Origin of the sequence: Dankookia rubra (assembly GCF_004355005.1) — a bacterium.
Classification (GTDB): Bacteria; Pseudomonadota; Alphaproteobacteria; order Acetobacterales; family Acetobacteraceae; genus Paracraurococcus; species Paracraurococcus ruber_A.
Map to the genome: position 1 here is coordinate 21,828 of NZ_SMSJ01000056.1, position 13,137 is coordinate 34,964.

Genomic DNA, 13,137 nt, shown 5'->3' on the forward strand with positions numbered 1-13,137 from the left:
TCAGCGCTCGCCACCGCGCTTCGGGGAAGCCCAGTGCGCTTGGCCGCTCGCCGCATCTACGAACGTCCGCACTATGCCGCCGCCAGCCTGGACGACCTCGACCGCGTAGCCGCGCATGCGGCGCTCGCCCTCCCAGGTGGCGTCGACGGCGCGGCCTCCACCCGCCAAGTGCTCAGCCGCGGTAATGGCTTGGCTGAGCGTCGTGGGCGCCGCCAGCACCGCCTTGACTTCATCATCGTCTTCGGCATCGAACAGGCGGGCGAGCAGACCCTCCCGCTCCGTCTCGAGCACGGCGCCGGTTGCCGGATCGATCTTCACTGACAGCACGCGGTCGCCGGCTACGACCTTGATTTCGTAAACCGGCGTGCCGTGCTCGGCTTCCATCGAGAGCTTCGCGGCGCGGCCGTTGGCCGCCCGCTCGGCCGCTGCGGCCGCATCGGCTGGCGCCACCCGTGCACCAAGCGCCCAGGCGCTCTCGGCCGCGTCCTCGTGGTTTGCGCGACGGCCGCTCTGCTGTAGCCGCTGGTGACCGTCCTCCGCCGCCACCGCGACGGTACCGATCGTCAAAGCAGCGGCCAGTGCTGCGAACAGGACGTTATTACGCCTCATCACTAGATTTCCCCGGTTACGGTCAGCCCCGCGCCGCAGGGTCGATGGGGCGAATGTTGCGACTTTGGCGATCGTCGGCCCTTGGACCCGGCTATACGTTTTCCCAATGTCACGCGTCTGTGCCAGGCTTGTCCCGCTGTTCGCTCGTCTCAGGTCAAGCTCGAGGTGGGACAGTACCGGCCGCCAAGGCCTGCGCTGGGCGCTTTACAGGTTGAGGATTGCCTTCCAGCGCCGCACTACGGCAGCGCGGTTCCATTCCACCGCGGCACGCCAAGCTCCCGCATCTCGTAACCGATCGCGCAGTGCCGTATCGCCGAGCAAGCGGCGCACGCCGGCGGCCAGGGCTTCGCTATCCTCGACCGGGACCAGCAGTCCGTCCTCCCCGTCCCGGATCAAGTACGCTGGCCCGATCGCACGCGAGGCGATCACTGGCACGCCGTAGACCCAGGCCTGGATGACCACGTTGCCGAACGGCTCCTTGCGAGACGGGAAGACGACAAGATCCGCGGCACGGTAGAGTGCCCCGGCATCGTCCCGCCAACCAAGGAAGCGCACACGCTCGGCAACGCCCAGGCTACGCGCCAGTTGCTTCAGCGCGCCTTCCTCCGGTCCAACGCCAGCAAGCCAAAGCCAGGTATTCGGCAGGCGTGCCAGCGCGCGCAACGTCACGTCGTGGCCCTTTTCTCGGTGCAGCCGCCCCATGCTGAGCAGCAGTGGCACGCCTCCAGGTGTGTTGCAGGCATCGCGGGATAGCGCGCGGTGCTGATCGGCCTCGGCGAAGTTGGCAATATGCACGACCCGGTCCGGTGCCCAACCGTGGTGCAGGATGTAGTCGTGGACGTCGGCGGTATTCGCGACGAGCAAATCGCAGCGGCGGAAGAAGCGGAGGTTGTAGTAACCGCCCAACCGTCCCACGCGCTTCCATGGCCCGCCCGGCACCCGGCTGGCGGCACGGCTCATCCAAGCAAGGAGGGTCTCGGCGCCTATGCGGCGCGCGTAGGCCGCGATGCGTAGCCGAGTGGTCGGGTCGAAGCGGCCGAAGGGCAGGACCTTAGCCGGGATGCCCATTTCTGCAAGCGCGCTCTCGCGCCTTGGATGTGGCCGCAGCACGACGGCCTGCGGGACTCCCTCACGGTGCAGCGCATCGACGAGGCTGAGGAAGTAGGTTTCGGCTCCTCCGTCGCCGGAGGAGCCCATGAGGTGCAGCAGCATGGTCCGGCACCGCTAATAAAAATTGGCCGCTTTGCCGAGGACATCGCCAATGTCGCCCTCGGCGGGTACACCCATAATATGGTGGCTGTGCCATAACGCATAGAAGAGCAGCGACCAAGCCGCCTGGTCGCGCTTCGCCGCCGCCTCAAAGATCCGCGCCACTTCGTCCGGCGTAAACAGTTCTGCTGCCCCTGGCTGCAAAGCGACTAAGGGTGCGAGGTCCCTGCGGCGGTCGTGCATCCAACGTCCGACAGGAACGCCAAAGCCGCGCTTGCGCGCATAGGGGCGCGCCTGCGGAGCGAGATGAGATAGCCATTCGCGCAACAGGACCTTTCCGTACCGTAGGTTCACCTTGAGGTGGTCTGGTAGGCTGGAGGCGAAGCCAACAACCTCCCGGTCGAGAAACGGCGTGCGCCCCTCGACGCCGTGCGCCATCAGGCAACGGTCCAGCTTTATCAACAGGCTGTTGGGCAGGCGCTCGGCGATGTCAATCGCTTGCAGAAGCTGAGTCCGGCTTCTGTGCGACGCCCGCTCGCGCTGTTCGGCAGCGGCGATCCCCGCGTACCAGTTCCCGAATCTATCCAAAGAGATGTCGCTGCGGCTGTAAACGCCGCGACGCGGGCGCCACCGCGGGAAAGGGCGCGGTAGGAGCGCTCTGCGATAACGGCTATAGCCGCCGAACACCTCGTCAGCCCCCTCGCCCGTCAGCGCCACCTTGTCACCCTGCACCGCGACCGCTTGAGCAAGCATCCAAGTAGGTAGGACCGCAGGGTCGGCAGTCGGGTCGTCGATGGCGGCGGCAATCCTTGGTGCGAGTTCCCAGAAATGGTCGGGGCGCATCTCGATACGGGTGCAGTCCACACCTAGTGACGTAGCGAATCGAATGGCCTCCTCGCTCTCATCCATTCGTTCCTTGCCGCTGTAGCCGAGGGTCAGGGCCCGCACTGGGCGGTTGGAAACCTGTCGCGCAACGGCAAGCAGGATGGAAGAATCGATGCCGCTGGACAGGAAAAGGCGCCAGTTCGCGTCCATGCGCAGGTGCGCTTCAACGGACTCGAAAACGACGCGTTCGAGGCAGCGTGACAAGACCGACCTGCCGATCGTTGCTGAATGAAATCCTCCACTGCGATGGACGGGCTTTTTGACTTTGCCGATCGCCTGCTTCCACCGTCGCGCCACCACCGTGCCGTGTTCCGCTGTAATCGTCTCGCCTGGCGCGACGCGCAGCACGCCAGCAATCAGCGTCCGGGTTCCTGTGGTGAATTTCAGCTGCAGGAGTTCTGGCCGGAGGTCAGGGATGATCTCCGGCGCGACGAGACCCGCCTGTATCAGAGCCTGAACTTCGGATGCAAAGGCGAAGCAGGTATCGGTTTCCGCGTAGTAGAGCGGCTTGATGCCGAACGGGTCCCGCGCCAGGGTCAATCGGCCAGACAAGGGCTGGTAAACCGCGAGGGCGTACATGCCGCGGAGCGGCTCGGCGAAGCCCTCGCCGAGCCGCTCGAACAGGGGCAGCACGGGCTCGCAGTCGGAGAGTGAGCGGAAGGGGTATTCACTGAGTTGCGAACGCAGTTCCGGCGCGTTGTAGATTTCGCCGTTAGCAACCAGGACTGGCCCGTTCCCTAAGGCGCGGAGCGGCTGGTGACCTCCGTCGATATCAACGATGGACAGACGCGTGCTCACCAGGCCAACCCGGTGGTCCTGAAAACGGCCGCTCGAATTTGGTCCCCGGTGCAGCAAGGCTTGTTGTAAGCGGTCCAGAACGCCTTCCGGCAGGGTGTGCCCCAGCTTCATCATGACGCCCGCGATGCCGCACATGGCTTCTCCTCAGGCGTAGCCAACAGGGAAGGCAGATCGAGACTCGGTCAGCTCGTCAGCTGCGTCGTCAGATTTCCGGCAAGTCACGCCCTCGGTGACGTCCAGGCAAACCTTCTGATGCCGATGATTGCTGGGCCTTTTGCGAGAGGAAGAGTGGCATCGCCGAGATCGCCGCCCCTTGGACCCGGCTATACGTTTTCCCAATCTTGAGCATGGGACGTGTCCAAGGGACTGAACTGGACTGCCCGAGGTTGGGATTTCCCAATCTCGCGGTCAAAGCGGCCCAACGCCCTTTCGGTAGAACAGCCCTTCTGCGAGGGCACCTCAGATAAGCCCACTCGTCGCGTCCGTCAGCGTCATCGTCCGACGACGTGCCGGAGCGGCGGGGAGACGACGATCAGTCCCCGCCGGCACGGTTCGGAAGGCATCGGCACGAACTGCCCAGGAGCAGAAAGGAGAAGGTTATGGCGGCGCCAGCGGCACGGCACAGGGCGGACATGCTGAACAAGGTTCCCGAGGTCACGCTTGCCTTCTGGATCATCAAGGTCATGGCGACGACCGTTGGCGAGACGGGTGCGGACTACCTGGCAGTGCACGTGGGCCTCGGCACGGTCGTTACCGGCGGGATCATGGCCACTCTGCTGATGGCGACGCTGGCCGCACAGTTGTGGTCGCGGCGGTATGTGCCGTGGACCTATTGGCTGACCGTCGTGCTCGTGAGCGTGGTCGGGACCCAGATCACCGACGCCCTCACCGACAAGCTGGAGGTCAGCCTCTATGCGAGCACGGCGGCATTCACTGTCGCGTTGGCCATGACCTTCGGCGCTTGGTACGCGAGCGAGCGCACGCTCTCGATCCACACGATCGTCACTGTGCGACGCGAACTCTTCTACTGGGCGGCTATTTTGTTCACCTTTGCCCTGGGTACGGCCGCCGGCGACCTAGCGACTGAAGCGCTGGGCCTTGGCTTCCAGGTCGGCGTACTGGTGTTCGGCGGGATGATTGTGCTCGTCGTCGGTGCCTACTACTTGGGAGTCAATGCAGTCCTCGCCTTTTGGCTCGCTTACATCCTGACGCGACCGCTCGGTGCCTCGCTCGGCGATCTCCTATCCCAATCGCAAGCATACGGCGGGCTGGGCTTAGGTACGGTCAAGACGAGTTTCGTCTTTCTCGCCATCATCATCGCTCTAGTAAGTTTCCTCAGCATAAGTTTGAATAAACAGAGAGATCTCGCGAAAATCGCAGAAGAGGTTTGACACGACCTGGCCAGCAAAACATCGGTCAATACGTGTCTCAACGAAAAAGGATTATTCCTATGCACAGGCACAAACTCACCCGGATTTTGCTCTTGCTCGCCACAGCAGGCGTTGCGCCGTTGGCCAGTGGCTTTCCCCCTTTGGTCCACCTCGTCATTCCAGTTGCCGCAGCAGCCCCTTCCAAGCTAGGGGATCTCTCGCGCTTCCGAGCCATCGCCGCCGACGTTGCATCCATGGTGGACCGGGGCGACCTTGCCGGCGCTAAGATACGTATCAAAGACCTCGAAACATCCTGGGACGAGGTGGAGCCTTCGCTCAAGCCGCGCTCAGCGGCGGAGTGGCACACCATAGACAAGGCCATCGATCGCGCCTTAGCCGCCTTACGCGCCAATTCTCCGGAACTTCCTTCCTGCAAGCAGTCCCTGGCCGACCTGCTCGCGGCCATGGACGCCGCCGGCGGCAAGGTGTGAGCGATACGTGCCCCAGCAATGTTGCTGCGGCTGCTCGTCTTGCTCATTGCGGGCGACACGACCCTCACCATCGAGGTTGCTGAAGTGGAGAACGATCGCAACTCGATGCAGGAAGCAGGCGGTACTCGGAAGACATTCACGACTGAGAGCTGCCGGTTTGCCGTGTCCACGCTCATGCAGGCCGGCGGTGTCGCAAACGGCGTGGGAGGTATCCCATCTGGCTACTACGCCGTTCCGTCGTAGCACGACGAGGACAAAGACGGCTTCCTGCGCCGCAGCGTGTTCTGCATCCTCGCACAGGTGGTCGACTTCTGGCGTGATGTGCTGGTTCGGTTTTATCCACACTGATTTAAGGACGTCGGCGTCGACGTCGCCGTCTTGCCCACCGACACGCGCCTGTCGAAGGAGCTTCACATGAGCAGAGTTGCCGAGATCACCGAGAGCAAGGTGCCTGAAGTCACCCTGGGCTTCTGGATCATCAAGATTTTCGCTACCACGTTGGGCGAGACTGGTGGCGACGCGGTGACGATGACGTTGGGTCTCGGCTACCTGATCGGCACCGCGATCTTTGCCGCCATTCTTGTCGCCGCCGTCTTCACCCAGATCACGGCCAAGCGGTTCCACCCATTTCTGTACTGGGCCGTGATCGTCGCTACCACGACGGCCGGCACGACGTTAGCAGACTTCTTCGACCGCTCACTCGGCATCGGCTACGCCGGTGGGGCGTCGATCCTCGCTCTCCTACTCGCGGCGACGCTCTGGCTCTGGTACCGTTCGCTCGGCTCCGTATCCGTGGACACGGTCGTCACGCCCAAGGCCGAGGCGTTCTACTGGGCGACCATAATGTTCTCGCAGACGCTAGGCACGGCACTCGGCGACTGGATGGCCGACGACACCGGGCTGGGCTACGAGGGAGGCGCATTGGTCTTTGGCGCCGCTCTCGCCGTTGTCGCTGGGCTGTACTTCTACACTGGCGTGTCGCGCGTGGCGCTGTTCTGGGCGGCGTTCATCCTCACTCGGCCGCTCGGGGCCACGGTGGGCGACTTCCTGGACAAGCCGGTTGCCGACGGTGGGCTCGCCCTGGGCCGCTTCTCCGCCTCCGCCGTCCTTCTGGTGCTCATCGTCGCCTGCATCCTTCTTTTGCCCCAAAGGGCGGGCAGGCATCCTGGCGGGCATAGGTAGTCAGTCGTAAAGTGCGAGGCTCTTTTCGGGTTCCGGGGTGTTGGGAGACAGGGACGAGGCTGGTGAGGCTGACGGACCTCTAATGGAGTGAGGGCAGTGGGATGATCAGCCATTGCTATCGTCTCAAAGTGCTCCTTTGGTCATGGCTGCATCCGATGCTGCCCCCCGGCTTGGTCAACCTTTCCGGCTTGATGGACGACGCCAAGTGCTTCGCGCTGGAGAAGGACAAGGCGCCAATTCTCGGCTTAATCTAACGCGGTGAGAAGGTTGTCATGTGCATGCTGGCCAACGTGCAGCAGAAGACGATCCAGCCGATTATCGAGGCCGCCGTCGCCAAGGGAGCGCGCATCCACACCGACGAATACGGAATCTATGCCCGCCTGTCGGCCTGGGGCTATCGGCACAAAACAGTCTGTCATGCACATGGTGAGTACGCGCGCGACAAGGACGGTGATGGCTTTTGCGAGATCCACGTTCACACGATGGAAGGGACGTGGTCTCTACTGCCCTCCTGGCTCCGTCTGCACCGGGGTACCTCATAAGTGTCTGTCCGGGAACAGATCGCCTGACTTGAATCGGTTGTGACTGGCCTGGGCTGGTGCGAGCCGGGAGAAGGGTGGCCATGTGGACGCCCGAGAACCGGCCGAAATACGACCGCAGCAAGCTGCGCTATCCGAGCGATTTGACGGACGAAGAGTGGGCAATCATCGCCCCCCTGATCCCGCGCGCGAAGCGCGGCGGCAACAAACGCACTGTCGATGTGCGAGCGGTGGTGAATGGGGTGATGTACATCCTCTCCACCGGCTGCCAGTGGGCGGCGCTGCCGAAGGACCTGCCGCCGCGGAGCACGGTGAACGACTACCTACGGCGCTGGGACGAGGACCGCACGCTCGACCGCATCCACCATGCGCTTTACGTGCTGTGCCGCGAGCAGGCGGGACGCGAGGCCAGCCCGACGGCAGCGATCATCGACAGCCAGAGCGTCAAAGGAGCCGAAAAGGGGGGCGCTGCATTGACCCGTCCGGCTACGACGCGGGCAAGAAGCTCAAGGGCAAGAAGCGCCACGTCCTGGTCGACACCCAAGGACTGTTGATGCAGGCCATCATCCACGCGGCCGATATCCAGGACCGCGATGGCGGCGTGCTGCTGATGGGCTCGCTGTTTGGGCTCTACCCGTTCCTGCTGAAGCTCTACGCCGACAGCGGGTACCAAGGCCCCAAGTTTCAGGCCGGGCTGCGCACTGTCTGCGGCCAAGTGAACCTGGAGATCGTCAAGCGGTCCGACCTCCACAAGTTCGTCGTGCTGCCGAAGCGGTGGATTGTCGAGCGGACCATCGGTTGGCTCAACCGGTGCCGACGGCTGGCCAAGGATTGGGAATGCCTGAACCGCTCCGCGCTCGCCTTCCTGCGTTGGGCTTCGGTCCGCATCATGCTTCGAAGACTATGCCAGAACGCCAAATGATCTCGGATGGACTCTAAGAGAAGCTGCCGCTGTATTTCGGCCTTTTCGAATTCGTGCACAACGCCTGGCGCCGCAGCAAAACCCTCCTCGGCGCTTTTGTTGCAGCTCTGGTCGTGTGATGGGCCCCATCACCCCGGATCCCGACAAGAGCCTCCTCGATATGCACAGCGAAGCGGGGGTACGTCACCGAATGCGGCGTTTGCGCTGGGCGATAGCGACAAAGATCAGTATTGGCAGAAAACTGCCTAGCAGTAACATGATCCCTAAAAATACCTCATTGAGGTTATTCAGGGCCCAGGCCAAGCGTTCAATGCTCATCGTGTTTCCCCGATCGAGCTGCCAAAAGATGGAAGGCGAGGCTGGAACACTAAACTATCAACCGTGAGCATGCAATTAATATAAGGAATTCACCTTAAACGGCAAGTCGCGGCCACCTTCCGGGCATGGCCGCGCCGGGCAGGAACGATAACATCCACATGCCGGGCAAGGATACGGTCCAGGGTATTAGTGACGAAAACGATTGGCAGGCCCGGGCAATGCGCTTCGGCAAAGACGGTAATGACCTCGCGGTATGAGCCCCCGTAGGCCAGTACCAGCAGCGCATCGCCATGCCCGAGGTCGAGCAGCTCGTCGACCAGCGCGATGCCGGTGGCGCCTAACGCCCGCGCAGCCCAGCCAGTGCGGCCGAATAGCACCGCGACGTAGCGTGTAAGCGATACCAAAGGGCCGTCCCGAAGACTAGAATGCGCTGTGCGGGGTGCAGGGCAGCGCCGGCGGCACAGAGGGTGGCCCGCCCGTCAGGGCCGGCAAGGGCCTCCAGCACCTCGCGCTCGGTTTTGAGGACTAGGCCTACGGCGTGCCCGGGCTCGGCGTCCGCATCGACCAGGGTGCTCCGCATGGCATCGGCCGAGGTATCATCCGGTGCACCAAGGGAGGCGGCCAGGATCCGGTGCAGTTCCGACAGGCCGTCAAAGCCGAGCGCCTGCACGGCGCGCAGCACGGTTGCATCGGACATTCTGGTTCGGGGCGCCAGCTCCATCGCCGAGCTAGCCAGGGCGAAGGCGCGGTGCTCGAGGATAAAGGCAGGGCTGTCAGGAGTGCGACAGCAAGTGCCAAGCCCCTCACGACGTCGGCTCCGGCTAGTATGCGTTAGGGACAAAGAGGTGCTTGCCGCTAATCCGGTAGGAGGCGGTCGCCTACTGCGCAGCGGGTGAGACGATCCATTCCACGAAACGCACACCTTCGGCAGCTTTCACATGCGGGCGGTATGCGAGATTCACGAGCATAACTCCATAATGGTTGAATTATGCTTCAAGATATTCCAACCATTACGCAAAATCCCTGGCAGTTGCGGAATAAGAGCCAAGTACCACGATCGGTCAGCATGAGTTTCGCCTGGCAACCACCCAGCAATACAGAACGTTGCCGCCGCAAGCGTCGAGGTTGCGACCATGCGAACCCCTATCACCCTCCGACTGGACGCGGAAATCCTTGCGGCGGCGCGGGTCGAAGCCAGGAGAGACAGCCGGACACTGACCAACCTGATTGAGGTCATTCTCAAGAGGTACTTGGGCCAATCCGAGACCGCAGGACCGGCCTCCTTTTCGGGCCAGGACACGGCAGTGGAGGGCTCTGAGGAGGCTGGCACTCCACTCAGCACGGCTCCCGGGAAGTCGCCGTGACCGCGGCCAATGCCCCGGATAAGTCGGTGCCGGCCGTAAGCGGGAGATCGACGCCCTGGCCGCCCGGCGATGGTGAGATGGTCAGGCGCGTCCGCGCTCACGACTGGGCCGCAACGCCGCTTGGGCCGGTCGAGGGCTGGTCAGGACGCCTTAAGCTGGTGATCGAAACCGTGCTGGCCAGCCCTGGAGTCTCCAGCCTTGTCTTCGGGATTGGGCGGCTCCTGATCTACAACGACACCGCGGCACGGCTCTACGGCGACCGCCATCCGCTCGCATTCGGTCGACCCTTGCCGGACGTCTTTCCCGAGGGCTGGGCTACGGTCGCTCCGCTCTACGCGCGCGCCTTCGCGGGCGAGGTCGTACAGGTCGCCGCTCAGCCGCTGGACACTCGCGGTGAGGGGAAGGCGACCGACGTTTTCGACGTCACGCTCATGCCGGTGCGCGACGACGCCGGCGAGGTCACTGCCGTGCACATGACCGGACAAGAGGTGAGTGCGCGGCTCCGTGTCGAGACGGCACTACGCGAAAGCGAGGAGCGTCACCGTCTAGCGATGCAGGCCGTGCAAGGCATGGTGTTCGACTGGGACGTGGCTTCTGGTCGCGTGGAGCGGTCGGAAGGATTGCGCGGCCTGCTCGGCTTTGGCCCCGAGGAGGTCGAGGCTACGGACGCTTGGTGGGGCACGCGCATGCACCCGGACGACCGCGCCGCAAGGGCCTCATTGGGGGATCGTGTGCGGACATGTGCCGGGGACCGGTTCATCGCCGAGGCGCGGATGCGCCACCGCGACGGGCACTGGGTGGACGTGCTGGACAGCAGCCTCGTAATCCGTGGCCCAGACGGCCGCCCTACGCGGGTAGTGGGATCGAGCGTGGACGTCACCGCGCGCAAGCGCGCCGAGACCGCATTGCGCGAGAGCGAAGAAAGGCTCCGACGCGTGCTTGAGACGGATGCCGTCGCCGTGCTTTTCTTCAGCCAAGACGGCGTGCTGATCGACGCGAACGACATCTTTCTTCGGATGTCGGGTTGGTCGCGCGAGGAGGTCGAAGCCGGACGCCTTCACTGGCGGACGATGACACCGCCCGAGTGGGTCGCTGACAGCGATGCACAGATGGAAGCGGTCGTTCGGACAGGCCGGCTCGGTCCCTACGAAAAGGAATACTTGCGCAAAGACGGCAGCAAAGCCTGGATGCTGTTCTCCGGACGTGACCTTGGCGACGGTACCATCGTTGAAGTAGCAATTGATATCACTGGCCGTAAGTGCACTGAGGCGGCCTTGCGCGAGAGCGAGGAGCGCCTCCGCCAGTTCGGCAACGCCTCCTCGGATGTCCTCTGGATCCGCGACGTTGACACCTTGCAGTGGGAGTACCTGACGCCAGCGTTTGAGGCGATCTACGGCCTAGGCCGGGAGGAAGCTCTGCGCGGCGACAACCTGGCCGGTTGGGCGGAGTTGATCTTGCCAGAGGACCGCGAACACGCCCTGAGCAGCATCAAGCAAGTCGGTCAGGGTCGCCGTATGATCTTCGAGTACCGAATCCGGCGTCCCTCCGACGGCCGGGTCCGCTGGCTTCGCGACACAGACTTCCCGATACGCGACGCGACGGGACGGGTGCGCCGGATCGGCGGTGTCGGCCAGGACGTGACCGCGCTGAAGGAGGCGGAGGCGGCGCTGGCCGGCAGCGAGGCCCGCTTGCGCACTTTAGTGGAGGGCATGCCGCAGCTGGTCTGGCGATCGGCTCCGCGTGGCGAGTGGACCTGGGCCAGCTCGCAGTGGACGGCGTTCACCGGCCTGTCTGAGGAAGCCAGCCGCGGTCGCGGCTGGCTTCAGGCGCTCCACCCCGACGACCAAGCGGGCGCCTTGATGGCCTGGGACCGCGTCGGCGAAGCCGGCGTCTTTCAGGTGGATTATCGCCTGCGTCACGCCGAAAGCGGAGCATGGCGGTGGTTCTGGACGCGCGGGCTGCCAGTGCGCGACACTCTGGGTAACGGCGCCGTCGAATGGCTCGGTACTTCGACCGACGTGGACGACCGGGTCCGCGCCCGAGACACGCTGGCGCGCGCGGCGGAGGTGCTGGAGGCGCGCGTCGCCGAGCGCACGGCGGAGCTGATGGCTTCGGAGGAGAGCCTGCGGCAAAGTCATAAGATGGAGGCCGTTGGCCAGCTCACCGGCGGCATCGCGCACGACTTCAACAACATGCTCCAAGGTGTTGCCGGCGGTGTCGAGATGGCGCGCCGGCGTGTCGGAGCGGGGCGCGCCGAGGAGGCTGAACGCTACCTCCAGGCGGCACGCGATGCAGTGGACCGGGCGGCGGGACTGACGCGGCGGCTGTTAGCCTTTGCACGGCGCCAGCGCCTTGAGCCAAGGTCGGTGGACGTGGATGCACTGGTCGCGGGCATGGCCGACCTCATCCGTCGCGCGGTGGGACCGGGGATCTCGCTGAAACTGCGGCTGCGGGACGGCGCAGGCAGCGTGCAGTGCGACCCCAACGAGTTGGAGAACGTACTGCTGAACCTTTGCATCAACGCCCGCGACGCCATGCCAGAAGGCGGGCAACTCGTCGTCGGTACGGAGGACTGCTTCCTTTCGGCGCTGGACGTGGTTGGACAAGAGGGCTTGGCACCAGGCGGCCATGTGGCCTTGTCCGTGTCCGATACGGGACAGGGCATACCGCCCGAAGTGCTGAAGAGGGTGTTCGAACCGTTTTTTACCACCAAGCCACAGGGTCAAGGCACGGGGCTTGGGCTGAGTCAGGTTTGGGGATTCGCTCGGCAATCTGGCGGGCTGGTGCGGATCGAGAGTGCGCTCGGGCGGGGCACGACGGTGCGCCTGCTCCTGCCGCACAACGGACAGACGGCAAGTGCCGAGGCACCCGCTTCGCCACCGCCACCGCCGGCGCCAGTCGCCCCAGGCGCGACGGTTCTGCTGGTGGATGACGAAGTCACCGTGCGTGGTCCCGCGGCCGAGCGACTGCGCGAGTTGGGCTTTCAGGTGATAGAGGCGCGGGACGGGCCGGATGCGCTACGAGTGTTAGTCTCCTCCACGCAGCCAGACCTGCTAATCACTGACGTCGGACTACCGAACGGTATGAACGGACGGCAGGTGGCCGAGGCGGCGCGCGAGCGCACCCCGAATCTGCCAGTGCTGTTCATCACCGGCTACGCCGGCACGGCGTTGCCGCCTGGTGTCGAGGTAATCAATAAGCCGTTCGAACTCGACACCTTAGCCCGTCGCGCGCAATCCATTCTACAAGCAAGACAGCAGGATCTGGATGACAGTCCTAGCGCATAACCTGCGTAGTACGAATGGCCATACCACGCAGCTGTAGCGGCTGAGTGAATCCTATTGATCCGGCCTGGGCGGTCTTGAAGGCAAGTAGGATCCGTCCAGGTTGGGGGCATGAAGCATGTGGACATGCGCAAGCTGCCGGCGGCGGCGCAAGAGGAACGTCGGC

Annotated in this window: 12 protein-coding genes; 7 read left to right on the forward strand and 5 right to left on the reverse strand. The window is 64.0% G+C overall.

Translation table 11 applies throughout. The features are described from left to right. From E2C06_RS25915 to asnB, 3 genes are all read right to left on the reverse strand, one after another. Positions 1-609: a PepSY domain-containing protein gene (locus E2C06_RS25915; protein WP_133291484.1), complete on the reverse strand. Its 609-nt coding sequence runs from the start codon at positions 607-609 to the stop codon at positions 1-3. 204 nt (positions 610-813) lie between these two features. Next, positions 814-1,821 carry a glycosyltransferase gene (locus tag E2C06_RS25920; RefSeq protein ID WP_133291485.1) on the reverse strand — a complete coding sequence of 336 codons (1,008 nt, stop codon included), beginning with the start codon at positions 1,819-1,821 and terminating at the stop codon, positions 814-816. 12 nt (positions 1,822-1,833) lie between these two features. Continuing rightward, a complete protein-coding gene (gene asnB, locus E2C06_RS25925; RefSeq protein WP_133291486.1) occupies positions 1,834-3,636 on the reverse strand; it encodes an asparagine synthase (glutamine-hydrolyzing) in 1,803 nt (600 codons plus the stop codon). 497 nt (positions 3,637-4,133) lie between these two features. Between asnB and E2C06_RS25930 the strand changes: the two genes are divergently transcribed. The 6 genes from E2C06_RS25930 to E2C06_RS25955 all read left to right on the forward strand — a co-directional run bounded on the left by E2C06_RS25930 (position 4,134) and on the right by E2C06_RS25955 (position 8,005). Further along, positions 4,134-4,892 carry a COG4705 family protein gene (locus E2C06_RS25930; RefSeq protein ID WP_133291487.1) on the forward strand — a complete coding sequence of 253 codons (759 nt, stop codon included), beginning with the start codon at positions 4,134-4,136 and terminating at the stop codon, positions 4,890-4,892. Positions 4,893-4,951: 59 nt separating this feature from the next. Then, entirely contained in the window at positions 4,952-5,362 is a 411-nt protein-coding gene (locus E2C06_RS25935; RefSeq protein WP_133291488.1) for a histidine kinase, read from the forward strand. Positions 5,363-5,380: 18 nt separating this feature from the next. After that, on the forward strand, positions 5,381-5,605 hold the full coding sequence (locus tag E2C06_RS25940) for a hypothetical protein (protein ID WP_133291489.1): 225 nt from the start codon (positions 5,381-5,383) through the stop codon (positions 5,603-5,605). A gap of 171 nt (positions 5,606-5,776) precedes the next feature. Further along, positions 5,777-6,544, forward strand: a complete 768-nt coding sequence (locus E2C06_RS25945; RefSeq protein ID WP_133291490.1) for a COG4705 family protein — start codon at positions 5,777-5,779, stop codon at positions 6,542-6,544. A 272-nt stretch (positions 6,545-6,816) separates the two neighbouring features. Further along, the gene (locus tag E2C06_RS25950; RefSeq protein ID WP_277751873.1) at positions 6,817-7,086 is read left to right on the forward strand and encodes a transposase; all 270 of its coding nucleotides are present in this window, start codon (positions 6,817-6,819) and stop codon (positions 7,084-7,086) included. Between the two features lie 80 nt (positions 7,087-7,166). Further along, a protein-coding gene (locus E2C06_RS25955) for an IS5 family transposase (protein WP_133291491.1) occupies positions 7,167-8,005 on the forward strand; the annotation gives its coding sequence in 2 pieces (ribosomal slippage) (positions 7,167-7,554 and positions 7,554-8,005; 840 coding nt in all). 183 nt (positions 8,006-8,188) lie between these two features. Here the strand turns inward: E2C06_RS25955 and E2C06_RS40430 are convergent. Further along, positions 8,189-8,323: a potassium-transporting ATPase subunit KdpA gene (locus E2C06_RS40430; protein ID WP_165982670.1), complete on the reverse strand. Its 135-nt coding sequence runs from the start codon at positions 8,321-8,323 to the stop codon at positions 8,189-8,191. 337 nt (positions 8,324-8,660) lie between these two features. Continuing rightward, on the reverse strand, positions 8,661-9,020 hold the full coding sequence (locus E2C06_RS25965; RefSeq protein WP_165982671.1) for a MurR/RpiR family transcriptional regulator: 360 nt from the start codon (positions 9,018-9,020) through the stop codon (positions 8,661-8,663). 663 nt (positions 9,021-9,683) lie between these two features. Here E2C06_RS25965 and E2C06_RS25970 point away from each other — a divergent pair. Further along, a complete protein-coding gene (locus tag E2C06_RS25970) occupies positions 9,684-12,974 on the forward strand; it encodes a PAS domain S-box protein (RefSeq protein ID WP_133291494.1) in 3,291 nt (1,096 codons plus the stop codon). Positions 12,975-13,137: the final 163 nt, after the last annotated feature.

Coding starts and splice junctions, on each gene's coding strand:
- E2C06_RS25940 (WP_133291489.1), top strand. CDS start 5,381: ATGTTGCTGCGGCTGCTCGTCTTGCTCATTGCGGGCGACACGACCCTC.
- E2C06_RS25920 (WP_133291485.1), bottom strand. CDS start 1,821: ATGCTGCTGCACCTCATGGGCTCCTCCGGCGACGGAGGAGCCGAAACC.
- E2C06_RS25915 (WP_133291484.1), bottom strand. CDS start 609: ATGAGGCGTAATAACGTCCTGTTCGCAGCACTGGCCGCTGCTTTGACG.
- E2C06_RS25950 (WP_277751873.1), top strand. CDS start 6,817: ATGTGCATGCTGGCCAACGTGCAGCAGAAGACGATCCAGCCGATTATC.
- asnB (WP_133291486.1), bottom strand. CDS start 3,636: ATGTGCGGCATCGCGGGCGTCATGATGAAGCTGGGGCACACCCTGCCG.
- E2C06_RS40430 (WP_165982670.1), bottom strand. CDS start 8,323: ATGAGCATTGAACGCTTGGCCTGGGCCCTGAATAACCTCAATGAGGTA.
- E2C06_RS25930 (WP_133291487.1), top strand. CDS start 4,134: ATGCTGAACAAGGTTCCCGAGGTCACGCTTGCCTTCTGGATCATCAAG.
- E2C06_RS25965 (WP_165982671.1), bottom strand. CDS start 9,020: ATGTCCGATGCAACCGTGCTGCGCGCCGTGCAGGCGCTCGGCTTTGAC.
- E2C06_RS25945 (WP_133291490.1), top strand. CDS start 5,777: ATGAGCAGAGTTGCCGAGATCACCGAGAGCAAGGTGCCTGAAGTCACC.
- E2C06_RS25935 (WP_133291488.1), top strand. CDS start 4,952: ATGCACAGGCACAAACTCACCCGGATTTTGCTCTTGCTCGCCACAGCA.